Genomic DNA, 25,277 nt, shown 5'->3' on the forward strand with positions numbered 1-25,277 from the left:
GCGGGTTCTCAATTCCAATTTATTGAGAGCGCGTCGGCTTAGCGAACAGCGCTTTCAAAAGCGTTTGGTGTTGTGTCTTTCAAATAGCTAAGTTTAGCTTTTGATTGCTCAACGAGTTTCGCAAATGCTTCTGGCTCATGGATCGCCATGTCAGACATCACTTTACGGTCAAGCTCGATGCCAGCTTTTGCCAAGCCATCGATGAAGCGGCCATATGTTAGACCATGTTCGCGCGCAGCAGCGTTAATACGCTGGATCCAGAGCGAACGGAAATTACGTTTGCGAACTTTACGGTCGCGGTAAGCGTACTGATCGGCCTTCTCAACAGCCTGCTTAGCAATACGGATCGTATTTTTGCGGCTGCCCATAAAGCCTTTAGCGGCTTTGATTACTTTTTTGTGTTTTGCGTGAGATGTAACGCCGCGTTTTACACGTGCCATTATTTTATTCCTTCAAAATGAACTGCTTTGAAACCTTCAAAGCCAAAGCGGTTAAAGGCCGTAAGGGGCCATTTTCTTGATGATCTTTGTATCCGGCTCGGAGATAACAGCCATGCCGCGTGCATTGCGGATGAACTTGTTCGAACGGCGGATCATCATGTGACGCTTACCAGCCTGGCCGCATTTGATTTTGCCAGATGCTGTCATTTTGAAACGCTTCTTTACTGAAGCTTTCGTCTTCATCTTGGGCATTTTGCTCTCCATTATATGTTGCTCACAGATGCTTTTAATAAAAAAAGCCTTCGACGATGAAATCGAAATGTGAGATTTTAGCGTTCGTGAACAGACACGGCATGCCCTGCCGGACTGTTCGGGACGGCGCTAGATAGACTCAAAGCGCGGTATTTGCAACCTCTAGGGAGGTCGATTCTACATGAATCTGCGCATTTAAAGGATGCATGCCTGATTTAATCTGATTTACGGCTACACAACGCCTCAATAGCCTTAAATGTCAGCGTCGAAAAGCTTTAGTGCTGGGTAAACAACGCAGCTTCACAGTTGCAGGGCGCTTCAACGAAAAACCCCGACCAAAAGGCCGGGGTGATATCGAATAAGCTATACTAAATTGCCAGAATTAACGCGGTGCTAACACCATCATCATTTGGCGACCTTCGAGCTTAGGTTCAGCTTCAACCTTGGAAATGTCTGCCACTTCTTCCTTGACGCGCTTTAAAAGCTCCATGCCAAGCTGTTGGTGGGCCATTTCACGTCCACGGAAGCGCAATGTTACCTTAACCTTATCGCCAGCTTCAAAGAAGCGGTGAACAGATTTCATTTTCACTTCATAATCATGCGTGTCGATGTTCGGACGCATTTTTACTTCTTTAACTTCAACGGTTTTTTGCTTTTTACGTGCAGCATTGGCTTTCTTTTGCTGCTCATATTTCAACTTGCCAAGATCAAGAATTTTGGCAACCGGAGGTTTTGCATTTGGTGAGATAAGAACGAGGTCTAAGCCTGCTTCTGATGCCATATTTCGCGCGGTCTCTGTAGGCGTAATGCCTACATTTTCACCTTCAACATCAATAAGCTGCACATCTGGTGCTTGAATATCTTCGTTCGCGGTTGGGCCTTGTTTCTGGGAGGGCTGAGCTCTGAATGGACGGCGAATGGTCGTAGTCTCCTTGGACAAATTTGTCGGAATGTTTAAACGTCTCTAACTGCATAAATACGCTAGTCAAGAGAAGGTTGCATAACACAGCTCAATACAAAAATCACCTTCAAATGATGTATTGGTCTTGTTACAGCTTCATTTCGTTACTTAATCATTTATACGCACATTAAAAGGTGCCTGCAGATATGAAGACTATCCTCGTTGATAACACTGAAATTGCGACAAATCACAGCGCTGGCCAACGCTCGCCCGGCCTTATGTGGCTTGGCGGCTATCGCTCGGATATGGAAGGCACCAAGGCGGTAGAATTGGAAGCCTATGCAAAAGAGCACGGGCTTTCTTGCACGCGGCACGATTATTCCGGACATGGCAAATCTGGCGGCTCGTTTGTTGAAGGCACGATTTCAAAATGGCTTCAACAATCGCTTAGCGTCTTTGAGCAACTGACTTCCGGCCCACAAATCCTTGTCGGATCATCCATGGGCGCATGGATTGCACTGCGCATGATAGAAGAACTGGCAAAAACAGACCAATCTAGCCGTGTTGCTGGTCTTTTGCTCCTTGCGCCAGCGCCTGATTTTACTTTGGAATTGATGGAGCCTCAACTAACTGATGCACAAAAAAGCGATTTGAATACAAAAGGTTATTACGAAGAACCAACGCCTTATGGCCCTGATCCGAATATCTTTACCAAAGAACTCTTTGACGACGGCCGCGCAAACCGTGTGATGGGCCGTTCGATTGATACACATTGCCCTGTTCACATTATTCAAGGCAAACAAGACCCTGATGTGCCTTGGCAACATGCTCAGCGGCTGTATGAACTTATGTCAAAAGACGACGCTTCTATAACATATGTTCCAGACGGCGATCACAGGCTTTCACGCACAGAAGATATCGCGCTGATGAAACGTGTGCTCGACGACATGATTTTACAGATAGGTATGTAAGTGCAGCTCAGATTCTCATCTTTTTCCGCAGCCGTTGTTGCCTCTATTATCGGGTTCGGCGGCACTGTTGCGCTTGTGCTTGCGGCCGCCACTGCTTTAGATGCAACACCTTCACAGACAGCGAGCTGGGTAACAGCGATTAGTTTGGCGATTGCGCTGGAATCATTGTTTTTAAGCTGGCGTTATAAAATGCCAATTGTCACCGCTTGGTCAGCCGCTGGCCTTGCACTTGTGGGCGCAACGACCGGATTTGATATTTATCAAGGTGTAGGTGCCTTTATCATAACAGGTGTTATGCTGCTTATAACCGGTCTTTTTAGGCCGATTTCCAAGCTCGTTGAGAGCATTCCATCGGGACTTTCAGCGGGAATGTTAGCTGGAGTCATGTTACCCTTTGTACTGCAAGGTGCCCGCGCGGCCAATTTAAGTGCAGAGCTCGTGCTGCCGCTTGCTATATTGTTTTTTGTTATTCGAACGTGGAACCCATCACTTGCTGTTGTTGCTGTTTTGGCTGCTGGCATTGGATGGTCTTTTTATTCAGGGCAAACAACGGGCTCATTCGATATAGAGCTTTCAACTGTTGAGTTGATTATGCCTTCCTTCACAATTCCTGCGTTTTTTGGTTTGGCTTTGCCGCTTTATTTGGTCACGATGGCATCGCAAAACTTACCCGGCTTAGCTGTGCTTCGAGCCAGTGGATATAACCCGCCGGTTGGCGAGCCAATCGCATTAACAGGGCTAGTATCAATTCTCAGCGCACCTTTTGGTGCCAGCACAACAAACCTTTCTGCCATTACAGCAGCCATTTGCACTGGTGAGGAGAGTCATCCTGATCCTGCAAAGCGCTGGCAGGTGGGTATCTGGTATTTTGCCTGTTACTTCCTCATTGCTTTATTCGGTGCATCGCTGGTTGCTCTCATCGCTATTATGCCAGTCGCACTTACCATGCTGGCAACAGGTCTTGCCTTATTAGCACCGCTCACCAACGCACTTATTATTGCGATGAGCCAGGACAATGAGCGCATTGCGGCCATGACAACCTTTGCTGTTACCGCATCGGGTATTTCATTTGTTGGTGTGGGTGCTGCCTTTTGGGGGCTTGTCGCCGGTTTATTTGCTTATTTTATGCTTCGTTTAAAGCGTTGAAATCACTTAATTCTGCGTTTTGAATTACGATTTTTCATCAAAGTTTCTTGAATTATGGAACTCAAATTCCCATTTCAAAGTCAAGGCGGCAATTGATGCTGCCACTTTTTTGAGGGATGATTTATGACACAGTCAGCACTTATTCGCCCAGCATGGACACCTGCGACAATCGCATTGATGGTCCTTGGTTTTATGGTGTTTTGGCCGCTCGGTTTAGCGATGCTTGCCTACATTATATACGGAGAGCGTTTGGACACTTTCAAACGCGATATTAACAAAAGCACTGATAATTTTGCGGCACAATTTCGCAACAAAACAGGTGCGGCTCGCACCGGCAATGTTGCATTTGACGATTGGCGAGATGCTGAGCTTGCGCGCCTTCACGAAGAGCGCATGAAGCTTGATGAAATGCGCGCTGAATTTGATGATTATTCACGCGAATTGCGCCGTGCGAAAGACCAAGAAGAGTTTGATCGCTTCATGGCCAAACGTGACAGCGCTAAGGCGTCGCAGAAAAAAGATAAAACTGTGCCGCGTATTCAAGACGAAGACTAACTGAGTGCAAGAGCGTTCCCTCCCCCTTACGCTCTCTTCAGCAAGCGCCGAGCCTGTTCATGGTTCGGCGCTTTTTTTAGATGCAAATTCAAAGAATCAGCTAATTTAACGGCATGTTGAAATTATTGAGAAATCGGCAAGCGAAGCCAACCGTCGAAAAGCGTGCGTTTGAAGTCGCAGGCCGTTCTTTGCCGCTTACTATTTCTGAGAATAATCGCGCCAAACGTTTAACGCTGCGCATCGCACCTGGTGGACGCGGTTTAAAACTCACGATACCGCCAAGGCTTCCTGCCCGTGAGATTGACGCATTTCTGGAAAGAAATCGCGGTTGGTTGATCTCAAAACTGGATTTGGTGCCTGACCAACCCAAAGTGCGCGCAGGTATCAAAATCCCCATTCAAGGCGTCAACCATCAGATTGTGCGCAAAGACGGGCGCGGTGTGACGCATATCGTGGAGCATGAAACCGAAGGACCGCAATTGATTGTGTTTGGCGATGAAAAATTTGTCGCGCGCCGTGTGTCGGACTTTTTAAAAAAAGAAGCAAAGCGCGAAATTGAAGCGCTGGTTGCCCATCACACCAATATTGTTGGGCGAAAGGCTAAATCCATCACCTTTCGTGACACGACCAGCCGTTGGGGCTCGTGCACATCAGATGGCAAGCTTTCATTTTCTTGGCGCATTATGATGGCCCCGCCAAAAGTGATAAATTATCTCGTAGCGCATGAAGTCGCTCACCTTAAGGAAATGAACCATTCGGCACGCTTTTGGGCCTTATGTACTTCGCTTTGCCCCGATACGGACAAATGTAAGTCTTGGCTCAAGCGCAATGGCAATAAATTACAGGCAATCGAGTTTTAAAAACCGCCCTGCATTTCTCTAAAATCTTCATAACGATACACTTTTGCTGGCGTAGACTTAAAAGCCCCTCGACTCTGGCTACACTCCGCTATATCCGGTAACAATGGATATTAAGATCTGCGGCCTTTCTACAATTGAAGCCACCGATGCAGTTATTGCAGGCGGTGCAACGCATGTCGGCTTTATTTTTTTTCCAAAAAGCCCGCGCCATGTTGCGGTCGATACGGCTGCTAAACTTGGCGCTCGTGCGCAAGCTCAAGGCCTGAAATCTGTCGCCGTTACGGTAAATGCAGATGATGCATATCTTGATGAAATTGTCGCCACGATGAAGCCTGATATTTTGCAGCTACACGGATCAGAAAGCCCTGAACGGGTGGCTCAGGTAAAAGCGCGTTACGGTTTACCCGTTATGAAGGCCTTTGCGATTTCGGCCCGTGATGATTTAGACAAAATTGATATTTATAATGGCATCGCAGACAGGTTTTTGTTTGATGCCAAAGCACCTAAAAACTCCGAGCTACCAGGCGGTAACGGCGTCAGCTTTGACTGGACGCTGCTTGAGGGACTTGACCCATCGGTTGATTACATGCTTTCGGGTGGTTTAAATGCAAGTAATGTCAGTGATGCCATTGCGAATGCCAAACCGTCAGGCCTTGATATATCTTCTGGTGTTGAAAGTGAGCCCGGCGTGAAGAGTACGAAATTAATTGCATCGTTTTTCGAGGCAGTCGCAAACGCGAAAAAGAGAGAGACCAATGACTAAGCCAGTGGAGCCCAATTCATTCCGCACCGGCCCTGATGATCAGGGTATGTTCGGCATTTTTGGCGGTCGTTTTGTCGCCGAAACTTTGATGCCGCTCATTCTTGAGTTGGACGAAGAATGGGAAAAGGCAAAAACAGACCCTGAATTTCAGGCAGAGCTTGCACATTTAAACAAGCATTATACTGGCCGTCCATCGCCGATGTATTTTGCCGAACGTTTGACCGAGCACCTTGGCGGCGCCAAAATCTATTTCAAGCGCGATGAGCTTAATCACACTGGTTCGCACAAAATCAACAATTGTCTTGGTCAGATTTTGCTCGCAAAACGCATGGGCAAGAAGCGCATCATTGCTGAAACAGGCGCAGGGCAACACGGCGTTGCATCAGCCACTGTGGCTGCACGTTTTGGCTTTCCTTGCCATGTTTATATGGGTGCAAAAGATATTGAGCGCCAAGCGCCCAATGTTTTCCGCATGAAATTACTTGGCGCAGAAATTACTGGCGTCACCGCTGGCAATGGCACGCTTAAAGATGCCATGAATGAAGCGCTGCGTGACTGGGTAACGAATGTTGAATCAACTTACTATCTGATTGGCACAGCCGCTGGTCCGCACCCTTATCCAGAAATGGTCCGTGAATTCCAATCCGTGATTGGCAATGAAGCGCGTGAGCAAATCTTGGAGCTTGAGGGCCGTTTGCCGGATATGATCTGTGCGGCCGTTGGTGGCGGCTCGAACGCTATCGGACTTTTCCATCCGTTCTTGGATGATAAAGACGTTGAAATTGTCGGCGTTGAAGCAGGCGGCAAAGGGCTTGATGGCGACGAACATTGTGCATCCTTGTCAGCAGGTTCGCCGGGTGTTCTTCATGGCAACCGGACATATTTATTGCAAAACTCTGATGGCCAAATTGATGAAGGTCATTCGATATCAGCAGGACTTGATTATCCGGGTATCGGCCCAGAACATTCATGGCTCAAAGATTCTGGCCGCGTGAATTATGTGCCAATTATGGATATGGAAGCTTTGGAAGCATTCCAGCTTCTTTGTAAGGTTGAAGGCATTATTCCTGCGCTAGAACCAAGTCACGCTCTGGCTGAGATTATTAAACGCGCACCAAAAATGCGCAAAGATCAGATTATTGTCATGAACCTTTGCGGGCGCGGTGACAAAGATGTGTTTACTGTCAGCAAAGCGCTGGGTGTGGAGCTATAAATGTCAAATCGTTTCGATACTTTATTTAGCCGTCTAAAAGACGAAAACCGTCCAGCGCTCGTGACTTATTTCATGGGCGGCGATCCGGACTTTGAAATCTCGCTGGCAATCATGAAATCATTGCCAAAGGCAGGCTCGGATATAATTGAACTCGGCATGCCATTTTCTGATCCAATGGCTGATGGTCCTGCCATTCAGGCCGCTGGTTTGCGCGCTCTAAAGGGCGGGCAAAACCTAACCAAGACAATTACCTTGGCGCGTAAATTCCGCGATGGAAACCAGGACACGCCAATCGTTTTGATGGGCTATTATAATCCAATCTATGTTTACGGCGTTGAACGGTTTTTGAATGATGCAAAAGCAGCTGGTATCGACGGCTTGATCATTGTTGATCTGCCACCTGAAATGGATGAGGAGCTTTGCCTTCCTGCGCTTGCTAGCGGCATTAGCTTTATTCGGCTGGCCACGCCAACCACTGACGATAAGCGTCTGCCAAAGGTTTTAGAAAACACTTCCGGCTTTGTTTATTATGTCTCAATGAACGGCATTACCGGCGGTGCAATCACCTCAACACAAGCGGTTGGTGATGCGGTCGCACGGATTAAAAGACATACACCTTTGCCGGTCTGTGTTGGCTTTGGCGTTAAGACAGCCGAGCAAGCGCGTGTCATTGGCCGCGATGCAGACGGCGTTGTTGTTGGCACAGCCATTATCAAAGCGGTAGAAAACACGTTGGATAAAAATGGCGAAGCGACAAAAGATACTGTCGATGCCGTTGCAACACTTGTACGAGGCTTGGCGCAAGGTTGTGCATCTGCGCGCCTTGAAGCTGCTGAATAAAAAAGCCACATACGGCATCTAGTCGTATCAAATATGTGCCTGAACTGAAGAGAGATAGTCCATGAACTGGATCACAAACTATGTGCGGCCCCGCCTAAATGACATGTTGGGTCGGCGCGATTCACCGGAAAACCTTTGGATCAAATGTCCAGAGACCGGAGAAATGGTGTTTCACCGCGATGTGGAAGAAAACCAGTTTGTGATTCCCAATTCCGGCTATCACATGAAAATTTCAGCCAAAGCACGCATCAAGCATTTTTATGATGATGGTGTTTTTGACATTATCGCTAATCCGCAAGTGGTCCAAGACCCGCTGAAATTTAGAGACCAGAAGCGTTATGTTGACCGTTTGAAGGAAAACAAAGCGAAAACTGATCTCGAAGATTCCATCATCAATGCCAGCGGCAAGCTAGAAGGCATGGAGGTGGTAACCACCCTTCACGACTTTACCTTTATGGGCGGATCGCTCGGCATGGCTGCTGGCGATGCGATTATCAAAGGCTTTGAAACAGCGATCGAGAAGAACTGCCCGCTGATCTTGTTTGCGGCCTCTGGCGGCGCACGTATGCAGGAAGGTATTTTATCTTTGATGCAACTGCCGCGCACGACGGTAGCGGTTGAAATGCTAAAAGAAGCAGGCCTGCCTTATATCGTTGTTTTGACAAACCCAACTACCGGCGGTGTTTCTGCATCCTATGCAATGCTGGGCGATGTTCATATTGCTGAACCGGGCTCTGTCATCGGTTTTGCTGGTGCGCGTGTGATCGAACAGACCATTCGCGAAAAATTGCCAGAAGGCTTCCAACGTGCCGAATATCTGTTGGAGCACGGCATGGTAGATATGGTTGTGCCGCGTCAGGAGCTACGCCCGACAATTGCACGCCTCTTGCGCCTTTTAACTAAAGTGCCTTTGCCTGCGGCTTCTGAAGCACCGGTTGAAGAACAAGCCGAATTGCCGAACGGTACTGATGCTTCAGCCTCAAGCAACGAAAAAGAAAAACCTGCCAATAGCTAACATCGCAACAAGGGTGCTTCTGGTATGACATCGGATTTTGAAGAGCGCTCAGGGCACATTGCACACAGCAATCATGCGGCTGATGAGATAGACAAACTCATGAGCCTTCATCCCAAAGGCTTTGATCTGTCTTTGGGACGGATCAAACGGCTAATGGAGCGTTTGGGCAATCCGCATGAAAAGCTGCCGCCAGTCATTCATATTGCTGGCACCAATGGCAAAGGTTCTTGCGCAGCTTTTTGCCGCGCGATTTTGGAAGCGCATGGAAAATCAGTTCATGTGCATACGTCACCGCATCTTGTTCATTGGCATGAGCGCTATCGCTTAGCCGGCACACTTGTTGACGATGAGACACTTGCTGATGCTATCAAACGTGTAGCCCATGCAAATAATGGCGAACACATTACCGTTTTTGAAATTCTCACGGCTGTTATGTTCGTGCTGTTTTCTGAACATCCGGCCGATGTGGCGATTGTCGAAGTTGGCCTTGGCGGGCGCGCCGATGCGACCAATATAATCGAGCAACCTGCAGCAACCGTTATCATGCCAATTGGGCTCGATCATATTGCCTATCTTGGTGATACGATTGAAAAAATCGCCACTGAAAAGGGCGGTATTATCAAAAAAGATATTCCGCTGATCATCGGCGCGCAGCCGAATGCAGGAGCGCGTGAAACCCTTGAAGATATGGCGTATAAACTCAATGCGCCCGTTAAAATTTACGGACAGGATTTTCATGCTTATGAGGAACATGGACGGCTTGTTTTTCAAAGCGATGTGGGACTGTCTGACTTACCGCTTCCTGCTTTGCCAGGGCGTCATCAACATGCCAATGCAGCCGCTGCAATAATGGCAGTGTGTGCTGCAGGTTTTGACCCTTCAGACAGTGAAATTGAAGCGGCAATGCTCAGCGTTTCATGGCCAGCACGTATGCAAGCTTTAACCAGCGGCCCGCTTACAGAGCTTGGCCCCAAGAATGCAGAGTTCTGGTTAGATGGGGGACATAACCCTGATGCCGGTATCGCATGTGCTGAATATTTAGCGGCTCGTGAAGAGGCGAGCGAACGACCGATTTATATGATCTGCGGCATGATCAATACGAAAGATGCCGTTGGTTACTTCAAAGCCTTTAATGGCCTCGTGCGCCACGTCTTCACGGTGCCTGTACCATCCAGCGAAGCAGGGGTTGATCCTGTCTTTTTAGCGCAGCAAGCGACCGAAGCTGGCTTAACGGCAGAAGTTACAGCCAGCGTTAGTGATGCGATCAATAAATTGACTGCACAATTGGCCCCGTCTGAGCCTTCACCGCGCATATTGATTTGCGGGTCATTGTACTTAGCTGGCGATGTTTTACGCGACAATCTAACGCCGCCTGTATGATCACAGCAAAAAACCGGCACTTCTCAGCGCCGGTTTTCATTCATTCACATCGTTATGGATTAGGCTGTTGCGCCTTTAATCCAGTCGGACAATTTGCCTTTTGGTGACGCGCCAATCATTTGGTCGGCAATTTCGCCGCCTTTAAACATGTAAAGCGTTGGAATAGAGCGAACGCCATATTGCGCTGCAATTTCAGGATTTTCATCAATGTTTACTTTGACGATCTTCACCTGACCGTCCATTTCTGCCGAAATTTCTTCCAGCGCTGGTGCGATCATCTTACAAGGTCCGCACCATTCGGCCCAGAAGTCTACTACAACAGGAACGTCAGCGTTTAAAACATCGTTCTGAAAGCTTGCAGTATCAGATTTAACAGTCGCCATGGATTTTCTCCGAGTTGATTCTTGGTCTGCAATGTGGGCGCTATTGAAGTGAGATTCAAGTTAAACGACCTCAATTTAATGTGTTGTCTGGCAGCATATTTTGAAGTGTCTGTTCCAAGAGCTTATTATCAATTTCAATAAGCTGCGGTGTCACCGTAAACAAAAGCGCCGCTTTGACCAGTTTTTGAGGGTATAGCGGTGCAATTAACGCGTGATAAAGCGCCATTTGACGCAAATAAATGAGCGGTACGCCGCTCAAATTCAAAGGCGGCTTTGCATTTGTTTTATAATCAATGATGTAAACATGGTCGCCCACGACTGCGAGCCTATCAACCACACCTGACACAGCGTGTTTTTCATCGCCAATATCAACCATGCCCATAACCGATACTTCGGTACTTCCATTTTCTGAGAAAAATGGCGCATAGGCAGGTTCATCCATAACCCGGAGCGTTTGCGAAACAATCTGGTCAATATCTGAGCGGCTCCAACGCGATTCTATATGCTGGCAAAAAAGACGTGCTTTGGCTTCACGTTCACCAGCTGGAACATCTGGCAAATATTGAAGCAGTTTGTGAATGACACTGCCGCGCTTGGCAGCAAGGCTTGGCGGCATTGTCAGCTTTACGCCTTGCGCTTCATAATCAGCAACCAGCGACATGGGTTGTTCCGCCTCGCTTTCTTGCCGATCAGCCTCAACAGAAAGACCTGTTACACCTGACGGCACCAATGGGCGCGGGGCAGGCGGCTCTTTTGGCGCGGGTGCACTGAAACAAGCTGGAACCGTTAAAGTCTGCGACGTATCGCTTTGGTTTGAGGCTTGCGGCGGATAGGGCGCTAGCGTTTGTTCTTCAGGGTAATGTAACGCTTCAAAATCATCGTAAGTGACGGTCTTACTCAAAGGCTCCAAGGCTGTTTTTACCATGGAAAGCCACGTTCCATCCTTGCCACCATTTTGCCCAGCATAACCAGCAACAATCAACTGATCGGCAGCGCGCGTCATGCCAACATAAAGTAAACGCCTATATTCTTCCTCAGCGTTTTGTTTCAAACCTTGAATAATGTCTTTGGTAACGGCCGATTGCGCCGCACCAGAATTGCCAACCAAAACACACTTTAGCGGGGTTGCCAGCCCAATTGGCAAATCATGCGGCAATAAAACGGGTGTCGAACGGCTACCATAGGCAGGACTTCCAGGATCAATCAGGAATACGATCGGCGCTTCAAGACCCTTTGCACCATGCACGGTCATGATACGGACTTGATCGCTATCGCCTTCCATTTCCCGTTTTATTTCGGGACTGAAATGTTCTAGTGTGTTTAAAAATGTTTCTAGTGAAGCTGGACCGGTGCGTTCTTGCGCGATGGCATAGTTTAAGAACTCATCCAGCATTTCACCTGTTTCGGTACCAAGACGCCCGATAAGTTTTGACCGCATCTGGTCTGTTACTAGAACCTGACTATAAAATTCAAACACAGGCTTTTGGACAGCGATCTTTATCCATCGTTTCAGCAGTGTAACGATCTGCGCAATCTCTTGATCCTTAGACGCATAAAGCGCCATTGTTTCAAACAATGTCCCCTCGCGCTTATAGCTCAACTCAAAAAGATCATCGTCGCTCATACCGAACATCGGGCTACGCAAAAGCGCTGCGAGCGATAAATCATCGCTTTGATTAATCATCACACGGCCAAGCGCCATCAGATCGAGAACGGCAATGTGGCTGGTCATACCCAAACGGTCGGCACCAGCGACAGGGATTTTACGTTCTTTAAGCGCACGTGACAGCGCGTGGACAAAAGCATCGCGTTTTCTGACGAGAACCAGCACATCGCCTGCTCTGATTTTTTGCCCCGTTGCCTCTAGGCAAGCGCCGCTATCAAGCCAGTTTTTAATACGGTTCGCAATTCGGCCTGCAACGATAATGGCGGGCTGTGCGGCAAAGTCGAAGGGTTTGCGCCAATCTTCTTCCTGCTCTTGCTTCTCGGCCCGTTCAAAGTCCCAAACCTCCACTGATCCTGGCTGGTTTTCGCGCAGTGATCTGTGTTTTTGTACATCCCCGCCATGTGCAGCCAAGCCGCGCTTATGGTCAGCATAGGCAAAAACATGGTCAACAGCTGCCAATACATCGCCTGTTGAACGGAAGGATGCTTCAAGATCAACGGGTTGGAATTTGCGGTCGGCTTGCCCAATTTTTACAGAAAAATGGCTGCGCGCATCATCAAAACCTTTTGGATCAGCGCCCTGAAACGAGTAAATCGACTGTTTCTCATCACCCACAGCAAAAACCGTACGTTTGCTGCTCGAAGATGATTCGCCGGCAAAGAACTCATCGGCAAGCGTTTTGATCACACGCCATTGCGGCGGGCTGGTATCTTGGGCTTCATCGACCAAAATATGGTCAATTCCCTGATCAAGCTTATAGCGCACCCAATCAGCGACATTGTCTTTCAGCAGCATCATTTCTGTGCGCTCGATTAGATCATCAAAATCGAGCAAACCGCGTCGTCGTTTCAAATTGGCGTAGAGAGACAAGAGCCTATCTGCGACGCTCAATGCGTCCATTGTTCGGTCTATTTCGTCGAGAAGATTGATCTGTAAGATCAGGGATTGAACATATTCTGCTGCTTCGATGAAGCGATCTTGTAGTTCCGGTGCGACTGCAACCGCTTTCTCCGATGCGTAATTTTTAGAAGCGCGCAGTTCATTTTGCTTTGTAAGAAACAATTCGCAAATTTCGTCGAAAGACGGCAATATTCTTTGGTCGCCATACCAAGTCGTCAGCTTCTCAAGCAAATCACGCGCAGTCTTAGCGCCAGCTGCTGGAATCACTGCAAATGCATCGCGGCAATATTCTTGCGATAAGCCCGGCAGCGGCCATGCTTTCAGCTTTAAATCTTCAGCGGTGCAATCCACATCAAAGCCATTTGCCAACAAATAAGTTTGCCGCCACTCAGATGGATCGCCAAGATTATCGAGCAAATTAGTGAGCTTTTGCCGATTATTGACGATTTCAGAGAGCAGTTCTTCAAAGCCGGTTTCACCGGAACGCTCAAGGATGCTTAAAACAGCACCATTGCCATGTTCAGAACCGGTCAGTAATTTTCGCCGTGCTTCAGCCATGAGTAAATCGGCTGCCACATCATCAATTAATTCAAAATGGCCAGCAATATTGGCTTCCAGTGGAAACCGATGAAGCAGCGCCTCGCAAAAGGCGTGGATGGTCTGGATTTTAAGCCCACCCGGTGTTTCCAGTGCTTTGGCAAAAAGCGTACGAGCGAAGCGAATTTCAGCGTCCGTGCAATTTCTATTGGTGATGGCGACCAATTCTTTTGCAAGATCAGCATCGGGCATCGTCGTCCATGCGCCAAGACGCGAGAACACACGGTTTTTCATCTCCGCCGCAGCCGTTTTCGTATAGGTCAAACAGAGAATTTTTGCCGGATCAACACCTGTCAGCAAAAGCCGGATAACACGGGTGGAAAGCACATAGGTTTTACCGGAACCCGCATTTGCAGACACCCACGCCGAAGTATCAGGGCTGGCGGCCAATGCTTGCCGATTAATTGTAACCTGATCAGGTTTAGGTTTTAAATTATCCGTATTGGTCTCATTATTGCTCATGTCGATTCGGATCCGTTATCACTGTCCACTCCGGCCGACCATTCAAGCACACGCGCCAAGTGATCATACTCGCCGCTATAATCATGCTGCTTTGCTGGGATGGCGCGCGATACATAACCACTTTCTTCGTCGGCAAAGAAACTCAGTAGTTGAACCAGCTTTTCCCACGCTGCGTCAGCCAGAACATCGGCCTCTTTGTGCTTGTTTCCAGTGCCGCGCACATCATTATGTTTTACATCGCCCTTGGGGCCCAAAGTCACATAGAGAAGAGCTGCGGCATCAGACTTACCGAGCTGATCAAAAGCCCCACGTTTTAATAGGGCTGCCTCAAGCGGCATCTGAGGGGCCAACATAGAATGCACTTGATCGACACTTGGAACACCGCCCGTCTTAAAGTCGATAATATCAACACTGCCATCCGCGTTTAAGTCCAAACGGTCGGCAACACCGCGCAATGTAACGCCCGTCATATCGACAGGTAGTTTTTGCGACTTTAGCTCAGCATGGCGCTTAACACCTTCCTCGTCGCGGGTCTTTTCCCAGTCCGCAATGGCAGATATCGCAGCATCAAACCGTGTCCGCCATAAAACTTCGATATCTGCAGGAAGTGCAAAGTCGGCAAATATACGATCTGCAATCTTACGCAATTGATCTGCTGCATCGGGCTTGGTGTAATCAATCTTCGCTTTCGTCGATTCTTCCAATATCGCGTGAAACAGCGTGCCGCGTGTTGCTGCATCTGGTTCGCGCACCAAATCTTCTAGTGGCTGAAGGCCCAAAACGCGCTTTGCATAGATCGCATAGGGATCACGCCTCAGCCGTTCGATTTCCGTTACGGAGAAATGCGTTGGCCGCGCATGGACAGGCGGCTTTGGCTCCGGCCGCGTTTCCAGATCTATGTCTTTTGCTTTTTCTAAAGCCTGAACAATATCTACGTAAACCTGCCCGCGACTTTGCATTTGTTTCACAGCGCCTTCGCCGGCCAGCGTTTCAAGACGTTGAAGCCAGCGCGATGCAACAGCTGGCGCATTGTCCATTCTTATCGCGCGTGTGAGCAGAACGCGTTTCTGCCCCATGCCCATATAAAAGTCATGAGCCGACAAACCAATGCGGCGTTCAGGTGGCTGCATTTTCATGCGGATTTTCATGCCGCGCGTTAAAAACGGGTCATTGGATGTTTGTTGCGGCCAAACAGCCTCATTCAGCCCGCCCATGATTAGAAAATCGACGGTTTGAAGCCTTGCTTCCAAAGTTCCCCAAATTGAAACGCGCGGATGACCATTTGCCACTGGCTTAACAGACATCGTGCTCGTGACCGCACGTACAATTTCTGGCCATTGGTCAGGCGCAAATTTGATTTCCAATTCACTGCCAAAAAACGATGTGAGAAGTTTGCGCAGCATGGTGCCTGCTTCACCGGTAAAAAGCTGCTGATGGTATTCACCCTCATCTTTGGCAAGCGATTCTACCGTTGTGATGGTCGCAGCCAACATCGTCTCCAATGTTACCTCTTCACCCTGCTTGACCAATATACATAAAGGAGCAAATGCAGCTTCGATACGCGCTGCAAGCGATATTATACCTGCCTCTATGTCAGCGCGCTGATCTTCATCTAGCTTTCGCAGCCATGACGGCTCATAGGCACCTTCTTTTTTGCGAGCATTAATCTGATCAGTGGCAAATGCAACAAAGTCTCCGCATGTGAACCGACCAATGCCGCCGCGCAGCACCATTTGCTCAAGCCAGCCCAATGATGCCTGATACTCATCACGCGGCATGCCCAGTTGAACCAGTGGATTTTTTAATAACGCCAATAATTCTGCTGGGTCACCTGCATTGAATACGCATTGAAAGGCAAAGCCGAGCAAAACGCCTTGCGGCGTTGTGTCAAAGGCACTGCCGCCTGAATCATCGGCTTCTATACCGTAGCGTGCCAACTCGGTCACAACCCTGCGTGCGAGCGTGCGATGGGGTGTAACAAGCGCTGCATTGACGGATGGATCAGCGATTGCTTCACGCAAAGCCGCTGCGATGGCTGCGGCTTCCTGACGTTCATTATCCGCGGTTAGAATTTCAACATTATCAAAAGCTGAATCGGCAAGGTTTTCACGTGTTTCCAACCATGTTGCTGTGCGCGGTGCAGGTTCAAGTGCTGCACCAATCCATTTTTGACGCTCCAGCAGATTAACGCCGCTTGTGTCGCCAATTTTTGAAACCAGTCCCTGTGCACCCATCTTCAAGACCAGATGATGCATGCCATATTGCGGATGACCGATCGCCGAAGCAAGATCATCTGCATCTTCAAGTGCCGCTTTCGTTTCTTGGCTCATGCTCAGATCATAACCTGGCAAAACAACAGCCCCTGACGGCAGTTTGGAAATTGCAGCGATCAAATCAGCAGTTGCTGGAATTGTGCCTGTTGAACCAGCCACAATAACAGGGTCGCTTGGTTGCTGCTCTGTCAAACGTGCCGCTTCGCCCCGCAGCATCATATTACGGTGAATGGCTGGATCAATGCGGCGCAGTTCATCTAACTTTTGCGGCCATTCGCTGGCAATGATTTGCAAGAAAGCGTGCGTGACATTCCACCAGCCCGGCAAATCCAATTCAGCGGCGGCAGTTTCAATGGCCTCAAACTCTAAATCTTCGGTCTGCAATTGGTCCAAAAGTTCTGCGAGTGCTTTTGCCATCCAGAACGCATCTGCAGTCGAGGCCGGTGTCAAAATATCTTCATCTGGATATAAGTTACGCAGCGCATCCGTCAGATGTTTATTCCAATCGGCAATCAAGCCCCCCAGCAGAAGTTGGCGGTGCAAACTGTCGATGGGTTCAGCCAGACCTAGTGCCGCATCAGCGTGCCCACTAAACAGCGCTTCTTCTTCGTCAAATTCACCCAATTGTTTGATGACAGGCAGCAATGCGCTTTGTGCGCCTAAATGATCGAGAAAGGCCGACCTCAGTTCACGCGCCGCGCGCCGTGTCGGCACATAGATCGTTACTTTTGCCAGTGACAAGGGATCGCCGTCATGCGCAAACCCTGCAATCAAATCACCGTCACAAAGAGCCTTTGCAAGCGTTGCAAGAAACGGTTGTCCAGGCTCAATCGTATAGACTCGTGGCTCAGTATGCTTTTTCAAATCACCGCTCTTTTTTGACCATTATCAACGCATTCGCGTGATAATACGCATAGACTTAACTCAGTTCACGGAGTTTGGCTTCCGCATCTGCAAGACCCTGCGGTGTACCAACGGTTATCCAATGACCATTTTCAAGAATAATGCCGAATAGTCGGTTCTTTGCAATCGCCTGATCGAAATAGACATTGAGCGAATGGGCTTCCTTGCGATCACCGTCGAAAATAGCAGGATTATAAATTGCAGCGCCCGCATAGATATAACCTGCCCCATCACTGTTTTTCGCACGTGCCAAACTGCCATCGCTTGCCATCGTAAAATCATGACCACCCGTATGGCCGGTGGCATCTTCAACACGGCATAGAAGAAGCAAGATGTCCATCTTGCTCTCATCAAATGTTTTAATCATGCGCTGCAGTGTTGGCTCGCCCTGATCGATCCAGAATGTATCAGCGTTAAGCAGTGCAAACGGTGCGTCGCCCAACAATGGTAAGGCACGCACTGTGCCGCCGCCTGTTTCCAAGATTGCATCGCTCTCATCGCTGATGGTGCAATCTATGTCTTGTCGTGTTTTGCAATGCGCTACAATTTGATCGCCCAGATAATGCACATTGACGACAGCTTTTGAAATCGCGCCATCTGCCAAAACATCCAAAGCTCGATCAAGCATTGTTCTGCCGCCGACTTTTACTAAAGGCTTTGGCATTTTGTCCGTTATGGGACGCAGCCGTTTGCCGAAGCCAGCGGCAAGCACCATTGCCGTATCTATGTTTTTTTTATGCATCAATAACGCCCGCTTTTACATACCATGCTCGAAGCTCTGCTAAATCTGGATGTGCCAAGGATTGAGCAAGATAGGCACGGGTAGGGGCTTCATAATTGCGGAACCTGTGTTTGCCATCTCGAACATCAAGACGCACCCACAAACCCAGCAAACGTGAACTGCGAAACGCGCCAAGCGTGGCAACATCCAGCCTTGATTGCGATTCGTTGAAACCTGACTGCTCACGTCTGCGGGCGCAATAGGTATCCAAGATCTCTGCCTGCAATTCAGGCGCAACAATTGTGCGCGCATCTTGCATCAGTGCAGCGACATCATAGGCACCTGGACCGATAAGCGCATCTTGGTGGTCAATGATCCCAATCCTGTCATTTCCGGTTTTATCGCCGCGCCAGATAATATTGGGCGAGTGAAAATCGCGAATAATCAAATCATCATAGCCAGATTGAAACCGCTGAAAAATAGGCTCCCATAAGAGATAAAGTTCATCGCGCAGCGCTACAGAAAGACCGTTTTCTTTGCCCCACCAGTCTGGCAGCAATGAAAGCCCTGTTCGCATTGCACGTGCATCATAGCGCGGCACGATATGGGTTTGCCCATCCGGCAACTCCCAGTGGCCTTTCCAATTTTTCCCATGAATATCCGCCAGAATTTCTACAGAGGCGAGGTAGCGATCTCTGATCGGTATATTGTCATCGGTAACGATTTTTCCTTCGCCCAAATTTTCAATCAGCAGCAGGCCTTTTGGCAAATCCTGCGCATAAATTATGGGGGTGGAAAAACCTTCATGGCGCAGCATTTCGCTTACAGCGACGAATGCACTGACCTCTTCTGACAAATGCACAATCTGCTTATAGGTCAAACCGTCATAGAGCGCCGGTTCCTGCGGTAATTTGGGAGCATCCATTAATATCAGCGGCGCTTCACCAGCTTTGTGATGAATGAACTCATAATTGCGAGCGGAAGCATCGCCTGGAAATGCATGGCGATCTGTTTGGCCAAACCCACTTTCACCTAAGAACGCACGGATAGCCATTGAGCGTTCTAAGCGCGCTAAAAAGTCCTCATTGCCTTCAATCGACATGAGGCGCGTATCTGGGTCTTCGTGCGTTTCTGTTATCCGGATAAGGATGAGATCGGCAGGCAACGCATCCGCTGCCCTTGAGGGCCACTCAATAAGCGCTGCACCATTTTCTAACGCCGCATCCAAGCCCAATTCGTCCAGCTCGTCCGCATCTGCAATGCGGTAAAGATCAAAATGAGCAATGGCTGGCGCGGAATCATATAATTGCACAAGCGTAAATGTTGGGCTTGGCACCTCTATCTTTTTGTCAAAATCGCCATAGGCCGCACGAATGACTGCGCGTGCAAATGTGCTCTTGCCTGCCCCGAGATCACCTTCAAGCGCGATGCAGTCTCCTGCTTTTAACGCCAGTGCAAAGTCCTGCGCAAAGAGGCTCAGTGCATCTTCATTGAGAAACGTAAGTTCAATCACTTATTCAGCTGCCACACTTACACGTGGTGGTACATCGGGAAATTTCAAAATAACTTCGGTGCCGCGCGATGGTGATGATTCAATAGAAACTTCGCCTTCATGCAAATCAACAAAGCTTTTCACGATAGCAAGACCAAGGCCAGCGCCACGGTTGCGTCCTCCGCCTTCTGTTTGGAAGCGTTCGAACACAGTTTTAAGCGCTTCTGCTTCAATCCCTGGCCCTTTGTCACGGACTTTGAAGACGACGCCTGATTCTACCTTCTCACAGGTAAATGTTACGGTTGAACCTTCCGGTGCAAAATCAGCCGCATTTGCGAGCACGTTATGCATAACCTGTTTTAAACGTTCAGCATCGGCCACAATTGTATCGGCTTCAGGAGATATCCGAAGAACAAGATCGATCTTATGCGCATCAAACTGATCTTTAAGCGAAGCGGCCGCTTCGCGCATCGTCGATGCTATCGCTACTTTCTCAAAGCTCAATTCAATAAAGCCAGCATCCACGCTTGCAAGATCAAGTATGTCGTCCGTTGTGCTTAGCAAAGCCAGTGACGATTGCTCAATGTGGCCAACATATTCACGCTGCTTTTCATTCAGTTTGCCGATATGCTCCATAGCAATCAATTCGGTAAAACCCATGATGCTGGTAAGCGGTGATCGCAATTCATATGACACATGTTGAATGAAGCGGTTTTTCAGATGCGCTGTGCGCTCTAGCGCTTCATTGCGATCACGCAGCGCTTTCTCAATTTGGTCAGCGGCCGTGATATCAAGGAATGTAATCATCGTTTGACCGTTTGGCAGCGGCACAACCATCCATGACAGCATTTTGTCGCCAACATTAACACGGCCAACATCGCTCGCGCGCTCATCATCAAAGCCAGTTACAATGCCCGCAAACTCTTCCCACGCCGTCACATCATCACCGCGTTCTGCAATTTGGCGCGCAATATCACCGATATGAGGCGGGTTTTCATCGTCAAAATCCGCCAGTGACCACAGATCGCGGAAGATTGGGTTGGCAAGCTGCAAACGACCATCGCCCTTAAATACTGCAACGCCTTCAGCCAGATGATTAAGTGTATCGCCCTGAACGCGCACCATGGTTTTAAAGCGGCTCTCCAAATCCATACGTTCGGTCAGGTTTTCAAAGACCCATGTAAGGCCGCCTTTTGGATGCGGGTTGGAAATCACGCGCACCGTGCGCCCATCAGTTAGATGCCACCAATCTTCAGATGGTTCAGTCGCGCGGAAGGCGCTTAGTAATTCATCTTTCCAGCGTCGCCATTCTGGCTGTTCAGGCAATTTTCCTTCTGTCCGCATCCGGTCAAGGAACATGGTGATATTGGGTGCTTGCTCGAGAAACGCAGCATCTAAACCCCATAGATTTTCAAAGGCGAGATTGTGAAAACGCAATTTCTGGTTTTCATCAAACATCGCGACAGCTGTCGTTAGTTCATCCAGCGTTTCTTCGTGGCTACGAATAGTTTTTTTAAGTTCATTGCGCGCTGCTTCAGCGTCAGTCCTATCAATGCCGATACCTGCGCTGCCATAGCTGCCATTTGCCTCTACCACATCAAAAACCATGCGGTCGCCGCCAACAACAGTGCTCACCGTGCCTGCGAACTTGTTGGCGCCTTCACGTGCATCGACGATTGATTTGAGTGCCTGTGTTCCAAAAAGCTCGGCTTTGCTGCCCACCACCGCAGTGCTGTCTGCACAATCAACAGACTTTGCGTAGCTCTCGTTGACCCATGACAAATTGCCTTGCTTGTCGCGCAGCCAAATTGGCATATTCAACTCATCCATGAGTTTTTGAAGTGTCTCCAACGTATTGACGACACGCTCATGGGATATCGACAGTTGGGCGCTTGCTTTGCGCTCTTTTGAAAGATCGCAAAATCTTACAATCGCGCTGCTGCCTGATGTGCGTCCGCTAACCTCTATCGGTGTTCCATTATTGGTCTGGATGATTTCGCAAAATGGTTTTGCGTTTTGGCGCAAATCCTCAATTGAGTGCTCGAGGATCGTCGCTGAACGCGATTCGAGCCAACGGCCAAATGCCAAAACATGTGCATGTGATGCAGGAGCACCGGAGCTGGCATCCAAGCTTCCTACAATCGTTGGCTTGCTGTCATTGCTTGACCATATAACTGCTTGTTGCCCTTCCGCCGCAGCCAGTGCTTCCAACTGATTTAGACGAGATGTTAAATTCCCTACTTTTGCACGCAAGGCGGTATTCTGATTGGACGTGCGGCCACGTTCTCTAATCAGCCATAGGGCTGATGTCATTGCCGCGATCATCGCACCGGCAAGCATTGAAAACTGGGTTATTTCCAAAGCATGTAAAGGAATACCAAATAGATTAATTGGAGACTCTGAGGCCTCACCAACATCCGACGTTTGGGCCATGGCGCTCGTTACGGGAAATGTAAAAGCTGCCAATGATAATGGCTTAAAAAGCTGGCCTGTTTTTGAAACAGATGCATTTAATTTCGCCGAAAGACGAATCAAGAGCCGTTTTTTATGTGTGACAGCCATACAGCGAATCCCCCAGCGCACAGGCATAAACCCGTGAAGCCACTGTTTTTAATAGATTATTTAAACGAAATTACGCAGACACAAAATACCCGAATCACACCAACATAACCATCTGGGGATTCCACGAAAAGAGTCCAAACGAAAAAGACCGGTTTGTATGTACAAACCGGCCTATTTCAAGTGTCACGTCACGCACGCATTTACCTTAAAAATAAGGTTTTGTGCGTTTTAGTAACGATAATGTTCAGGCTTATATGGGCCTTCAGGTGTCACACCGATATAATCGGCTTGTTCTTTAGATAGCTCGGTCAATTTCGCACCGATTTTATCCAAGTGAAGGCGGGCAACTTTTTCATCCAAATGCTTAGGCAGGATGTAAACTTCATTCTTGTACTGCTCACCTTTGGTCCAAAGCTCGATTTGCGCCAAGACTTGGTTGGTGAAAGAGGCAGACATCACGAATGATGGATGACCTGTTGCATTGCCAAGGTTGAGCAAGCGGCCTTGTGACAATAGGATCATACGGTTGCCTGATGGCATTTCGTACATATCCACTTGGTCTTTGATGTTTGTAACCTTCAGGTTTTTCAAATTAGCGACCTGAATTTCATTGTCGAAGTGACCAATATTGCCAACAATCGCCATGTCTTTCATTTCACGCATATGTTCAATACGGATAATGTCTTTATTGCCTGTCGTGGTGATAAAGATGTCAGCGGTTTTAACAGCGTCTTCAAGCGTCGTAACTTCATAGCCGTCCATTGCAGCTTGCAATGCACAGATCGGGTCAACTTCTGTTACTTTTACACGTGCGCCAGCACCGCTAAGCGATGCAGCTGAACCTTTACCAACATCACCATATCCGCAAACAACGGCTGTTTTACCGGCCATCATCGTATCAGTCGCACGGCGAATGCCGTCTACAAGCGATTCTTTACAGCCATATTTGTTGTCGAATTTTGACTTGGTGACAGAATCATTCACGTTAATTGCAGGGAAAGGCAATTGGCCTTTTTTATGCAATTCATAAAGGCGGTGAACACCTGTTGTTGTTTCTTCAGATACGCCTTTGATAGCATCACGCGTTTTTGTGAAAAAGCCCGGTGTTTCAGCCATACGTTTTTTGATTTGTGCGAAAATGGCTTCTTCTTCTTCAGAAGTCGGCGTTTCGATCAAATCTGTTTCACCAGCTTCAACGCGTGCACCAAGCAATACGTACAGTGTCGCATCGCCGCCATCATCAAGGATCAAGTTTGCGCCTTCAGGGAACATGAAAGAGCGGTCAAGATAATCCCAATGCTCAACCAATGTTTGGCCTTTAATGGCAAAAACTGGAACGCCTGACGCTGCAATAGCTGCGGCGGCATGATCCTGCGTAGAAAAAATATTACATGATGCCCAGCGCACATCAGCGCCAAGTGCCGTCAATGTTTCGATCAGAACGGCTGTCTGGATTGTCATATGAAGTGAACCGACGATGCGCGCGCCTTTGAGCGGCTTGGAACTACCAAACTCTTCGCGCAGAGACATAAGGCCCGGCATTTCTGTTTCAGCGATATCCAGCTCTTTGCGGCCGTAATCGGCTAAGTTGATGTCTTTTACGATGTAATCGTGTTCGGCCATGTGGTCCGTCTCCGAAATTATGTGAGGATTTATATGTTCGTTTTGCCGCCTCCTTATCAGAGACGCAGAACAAGCACAATGTCGACATAAAGAAATGTTTATGTCTCGATATGGCTAGTCTTCTTCGCCAAATTTGTCGGCAAGCAGCGCATCGATAGCGCTCATCGCAGCTTGCGCATCTGGACCAGCCACGGAAACATCGATCTGACTGCCTTGGCATGCAGCGAGCATCATCAGGCCCATAATGGATGTGCCACCGACATTTGTATCATCCTTAGAGACAATCACCCTGACATCATATTCTTCGACCGTCTGCACAAAACGTGCGGATGCACGCGCATGCAGACCTTTTTTGTTTTGTATGGTCAGTGTTTTATTGAGTGGCGCAGTCATCTATTTTCCGGCCAAAACTTGGCTGGCAACGTTGATGTATTTCTTTCCCGCTTCGCTTGCACAGGAAAGAACAACACTCATTTCTTTGCTCTCACGCACTTTAGCGAGCTTAATAAGCATCGGTAGATTCATGCCCGCAATGATTTCGACATTGCCTGGCTCCATCAATGAAATCGCCAGATTTGACGGTGTGCCGCCAAACATATCTGTCACGACAACGACACCTTTGCCGCTATTCACTTCATCAATTGCCGCGACGATATCGCTGCGGCGACGCTCCATATCATCGTCGGCCTCAATGCAAATTGTTTGAAACTGCTCTTGCGCGCCAACAACATGCTCGACAGCTTTTTTAAAAGCAGAAGCAATTTCGCCGTGCGATACTAAAACAATACCGATCATTGACCGTGATTTCCCGTCATCGGCTCACTTGTAGCCGGATTTTTTTCATCCGACATGTTGAGCAGTAAAATCTGAAATTGACAAGTATTATCCGAAGATATCGTTAAACCGATAAGGGTAATTTAAGCGCGGCTAGCACCGCGTTGCCCGCAGCCTCGATATTTGCAGATGAAAGGCAAAGCTTCTTCACCTCAAAATTTTCGACTTTTTCAAACTTCGAATCCCAATAGCGCAGCATTATTTCTTCGCGGTCAAGCGTCACACACAGCTCAATCTTGGAGTGGCTTAAAGTCTGTTCCCTATCAACAATACCAAGACCGCGAATTTCAATCTTGCCTGCAAGCGTAGGCGGCGCACGGCCCATTAACTGGCCATTTTGTTCTTCAAGCAATGTCTGATCGTCGCTTATGATGTGGACTGGTACGCCTGCACTAAGGCACCTTCGATACAAGTGCAGCATCAGGGTTGTTTTTCCAGAGCCCGCTTCGCCTTTAATCAAAACACCTTTTGCATCAATATCAATCAGATTGGCATGAATGTTGTTTGGTGAAGTAATCAACGGTA

At 48.4% G+C, this 25,277-nt stretch carries 22 protein-coding genes; 9 read left to right on the forward strand and 13 right to left on the reverse strand.

The genetic code is table 11. The features are described 5' to 3' along the window. Positions 1-38 precede the first annotated feature (38 nt). The 3 genes from rplT to infC all read right to left on the reverse strand — a co-directional run bounded on the left by rplT (position 39) and on the right by infC (position 1,611). Positions 39-440 carry a 50S ribosomal protein L20 gene (gene rplT / locus C504_RS0112585; protein ID WP_018689708.1) on the reverse strand — a complete coding sequence of 134 codons (402 nt, stop codon included), beginning with the start codon at positions 438-440 and terminating at the stop codon, positions 39-41. Positions 441-491: 51 nt separating this feature from the next. Continuing rightward, positions 492-692: a 50S ribosomal protein L35 gene (rpmI, locus tag C504_RS0112590; RefSeq protein WP_026317464.1), complete on the reverse strand. Its 201-nt coding sequence runs from the start codon at positions 690-692 to the stop codon at positions 492-494. Between the two features lie 382 nt (positions 693-1,074). Beyond that, complete coding sequence (infC, locus tag C504_RS0112595; protein ID WP_035266785.1) at positions 1,075-1,611, reverse strand: translation initiation factor IF-3; 537 nt, start codon at positions 1,609-1,611, stop codon at positions 1,075-1,077. Positions 1,612-1,799: 188 nt separating this feature from the next. Here infC and C504_RS0112600 point away from each other — a divergent pair, with 188 nt between their 5' ends. The 9 genes from C504_RS0112600 to C504_RS0112640 all read left to right on the forward strand — a co-directional run bounded on the left by C504_RS0112600 (position 1,800) and on the right by C504_RS0112640 (position 10,336). Then, positions 1,800-2,564: an alpha/beta hydrolase gene (locus C504_RS0112600; protein ID WP_018689711.1), complete on the forward strand. Its 765-nt coding sequence runs from the start codon at positions 1,800-1,802 to the stop codon at positions 2,562-2,564. Continuing rightward, positions 2,565-3,710 (forward strand): benzoate/H(+) symporter BenE family transporter, encoded by a 1,146-nt coding sequence (locus C504_RS0112605; RefSeq protein WP_018689712.1) that lies wholly within the window; start codon positions 2,565-2,567, stop codon positions 3,708-3,710. Positions 3,711-3,833: 123 nt separating this feature from the next. Beyond that, positions 3,834-4,265, forward strand: coding sequence for a DUF2852 domain-containing protein (locus tag C504_RS0112610; protein WP_018689713.1), 432 nt, complete (start codon positions 3,834-3,836; stop codon positions 4,263-4,265). A gap of 113 nt (positions 4,266-4,378) precedes the next feature. After that, complete coding sequence (locus tag C504_RS0112615) at positions 4,379-5,125, forward strand: M48 family metallopeptidase (protein ID WP_018689714.1); 747 nt, start codon at positions 4,379-4,381, stop codon at positions 5,123-5,125. A 103-nt stretch (positions 5,126-5,228) separates the two neighbouring features. Next, positions 5,229-5,888: a phosphoribosylanthranilate isomerase gene (locus C504_RS0112620; protein ID WP_018689715.1), complete on the forward strand. Its 660-nt coding sequence runs from the start codon at positions 5,229-5,231 to the stop codon at positions 5,886-5,888. Beyond that, the gene (trpB, locus tag C504_RS0112625) at positions 5,881-7,101 is read left to right on the forward strand and encodes a tryptophan synthase subunit beta (RefSeq protein WP_018689716.1); all 1,221 of its coding nucleotides are present in this window, start codon (positions 5,881-5,883) and stop codon (positions 7,099-7,101) included. Before C504_RS0112620 ends, trpB begins: the two co-directional genes overlap by 8 nt. Beyond that, positions 7,102-7,941 (forward strand): tryptophan synthase subunit alpha, encoded by an 840-nt coding sequence (trpA, locus tag C504_RS0112630; protein ID WP_018689717.1) that lies wholly within the window; start codon positions 7,102-7,104, stop codon positions 7,939-7,941. A gap of 61 nt (positions 7,942-8,002) precedes the next feature. Beyond that, complete coding sequence (accD, locus tag C504_RS17875) at positions 8,003-8,956, forward strand: acetyl-CoA carboxylase, carboxyltransferase subunit beta (RefSeq protein ID WP_018689718.1); 954 nt, start codon at positions 8,003-8,005, stop codon at positions 8,954-8,956. Positions 8,957-9,055: 99 nt separating this feature from the next. Next, on the forward strand, positions 9,056-10,336 hold the full coding sequence (locus tag C504_RS0112640; RefSeq protein WP_026317467.1) for a bifunctional folylpolyglutamate synthase/dihydrofolate synthase: 1,281 nt from the start codon (positions 9,056-9,058) through the stop codon (positions 10,334-10,336). Between the two features lie 59 nt (positions 10,337-10,395). Here the strand turns inward: C504_RS0112640 and trxA are convergent, their stop codons facing one another. The 10 genes from trxA to C504_RS18385 all read right to left on the reverse strand — a co-directional run bounded on the left by trxA (position 10,396) and on the right by C504_RS18385 (position 25,272). Next, complete coding sequence (gene trxA, locus C504_RS0112645) at positions 10,396-10,719, reverse strand: thioredoxin (protein ID WP_018689720.1); 324 nt, start codon at positions 10,717-10,719, stop codon at positions 10,396-10,398. Between the two features lie 70 nt (positions 10,720-10,789). Then, positions 10,790-14,344 (reverse strand): double-strand break repair helicase AddA, encoded by a 3,555-nt coding sequence (addA, locus tag C504_RS17880; RefSeq protein WP_018689721.1) that lies wholly within the window; start codon positions 14,342-14,344, stop codon positions 10,790-10,792. Next, positions 14,341-17,481 (reverse strand): double-strand break repair protein AddB, encoded by a 3,141-nt coding sequence (addB, locus tag C504_RS0112655; RefSeq protein ID WP_018689722.1) that lies wholly within the window; start codon positions 17,479-17,481, stop codon positions 14,341-14,343. The genes addA and addB overlap by 4 nt, the downstream gene beginning before the upstream one ends. Before the next feature lie 55 nt (positions 17,482-17,536). Further along, positions 17,537-18,262, reverse strand: coding sequence for a nucleotidyltransferase family protein (locus C504_RS0112660; protein ID WP_018689723.1), 726 nt, complete (start codon positions 18,260-18,262; stop codon positions 17,537-17,539). Next, positions 18,255-19,754, reverse strand: coding sequence for a tRNA (adenosine(37)-N6)-threonylcarbamoyltransferase complex ATPase subunit type 1 TsaE (gene tsaE / locus C504_RS0112665; RefSeq protein ID WP_018689724.1), 1,500 nt, complete (start codon positions 19,752-19,754; stop codon positions 18,255-18,257). The genes C504_RS0112660 and tsaE overlap by 8 nt, the downstream gene beginning before the upstream one ends. After that, entirely contained in the window at positions 19,755-22,295 is a 2,541-nt protein-coding gene (locus C504_RS0112670; RefSeq protein WP_018689725.1) for a sensor histidine kinase, read from the reverse strand. It abuts the gene before it with no gap. A 228-nt stretch (positions 22,296-22,523) separates the two neighbouring features. Next, positions 22,524-23,918, reverse strand: a complete 1,395-nt coding sequence (ahcY, locus tag C504_RS0112675) for an adenosylhomocysteinase (protein WP_018689726.1) — start codon at positions 23,916-23,918, stop codon at positions 22,524-22,526. Positions 23,919-24,032: 114 nt separating this feature from the next. After that, the gene (locus C504_RS0112680) at positions 24,033-24,311 is read right to left on the reverse strand and encodes an HPr family phosphocarrier protein (RefSeq protein ID WP_018689727.1); all 279 of its coding nucleotides are present in this window, start codon (positions 24,309-24,311) and stop codon (positions 24,033-24,035) included. Beyond that, complete coding sequence (locus tag C504_RS0112685) at positions 24,312-24,713, reverse strand: PTS sugar transporter subunit IIA (protein WP_018689728.1); 402 nt, start codon at positions 24,711-24,713, stop codon at positions 24,312-24,314. A gap of 103 nt (positions 24,714-24,816) precedes the next feature. Continuing rightward, positions 24,817-25,272 carry an HPr kinase/phosphorylase gene (locus tag C504_RS18385; protein ID WP_018689729.1) on the reverse strand — a complete coding sequence of 152 codons (456 nt, stop codon included), beginning with the start codon at positions 25,270-25,272 and terminating at the stop codon, positions 24,817-24,819. Positions 25,273-25,277: the final 5 nt, after the last annotated feature.

The organism is Ahrensia kielensis DSM 5890 (genome assembly GCF_000374465.1).
GTDB lineage: Bacteria > Pseudomonadota > Alphaproteobacteria > Rhizobiales > Rhizobiaceae > Ahrensia > Ahrensia kielensis.

Bases quoted from the DNA above. Each gene is read 5' to 3' on its own strand.
- rplT (WP_018689708.1), bottom strand. From the start codon at position 440: ATGGCACGTGTAAAACGCGGCGTTACATCTCACGCAAAACACAAAAAA.
- rpmI (WP_026317464.1), bottom strand. From the start codon at position 692: ATGCCCAAGATGAAGACGAAAGCTTCAGTAAAGAAGCGTTTCAAAATG.
- C504_RS0112600 (WP_018689711.1), top strand. From the start codon at position 1,800: ATGAAGACTATCCTCGTTGATAACACTGAAATTGCGACAAATCACAGC.
- C504_RS0112610 (WP_018689713.1), top strand. From the start codon at position 3,834: ATGACACAGTCAGCACTTATTCGCCCAGCATGGACACCTGCGACAATC.
- C504_RS0112615 (WP_018689714.1), top strand. From the start codon at position 4,379: ATGTTGAAATTATTGAGAAATCGGCAAGCGAAGCCAACCGTCGAAAAG.
- C504_RS0112620 (WP_018689715.1), top strand. From the start codon at position 5,229: ATGGATATTAAGATCTGCGGCCTTTCTACAATTGAAGCCACCGATGCA.
- trpB (WP_018689716.1), top strand. From the start codon at position 5,881: ATGACTAAGCCAGTGGAGCCCAATTCATTCCGCACCGGCCCTGATGAT.
- trpA (WP_018689717.1), top strand. From the start codon at position 7,102: ATGTCAAATCGTTTCGATACTTTATTTAGCCGTCTAAAAGACGAAAAC.
- accD (WP_018689718.1), top strand. From the start codon at position 8,003: ATGAACTGGATCACAAACTATGTGCGGCCCCGCCTAAATGACATGTTG.
- C504_RS0112640 (WP_026317467.1), top strand. From the start codon at position 9,056: ATGAGCCTTCATCCCAAAGGCTTTGATCTGTCTTTGGGACGGATCAAA.
- trxA (WP_018689720.1), bottom strand. From the start codon at position 10,719: ATGGCGACTGTTAAATCTGATACTGCAAGCTTTCAGAACGATGTTTTA.
- addA (WP_018689721.1), bottom strand. From the start codon at position 14,344: ATGAGCAATAATGAGACCAATACGGATAATTTAAAACCTAAACCTGAT.
- C504_RS0112660 (WP_018689723.1), bottom strand. From the start codon at position 18,262: ATGCATAAAAAAAACATAGATACGGCAATGGTGCTTGCCGCTGGCTTC.
- C504_RS0112670 (WP_018689725.1), bottom strand. From the start codon at position 22,295: ATGGCTGTCACACATAAAAAACGGCTCTTGATTCGTCTTTCGGCGAAA.
- ahcY (WP_018689726.1), bottom strand. From the start codon at position 23,918: ATGGCCGAACACGATTACATCGTAAAAGACATCAACTTAGCCGATTAC.
- C504_RS0112680 (WP_018689727.1), bottom strand. From the start codon at position 24,311: ATGACTGCGCCACTCAATAAAACACTGACCATACAAAACAAAAAAGGT.
- C504_RS0112685 (WP_018689728.1), bottom strand. From the start codon at position 24,713: ATGATCGGTATTGTTTTAGTATCGCACGGCGAAATTGCTTCTGCTTTT.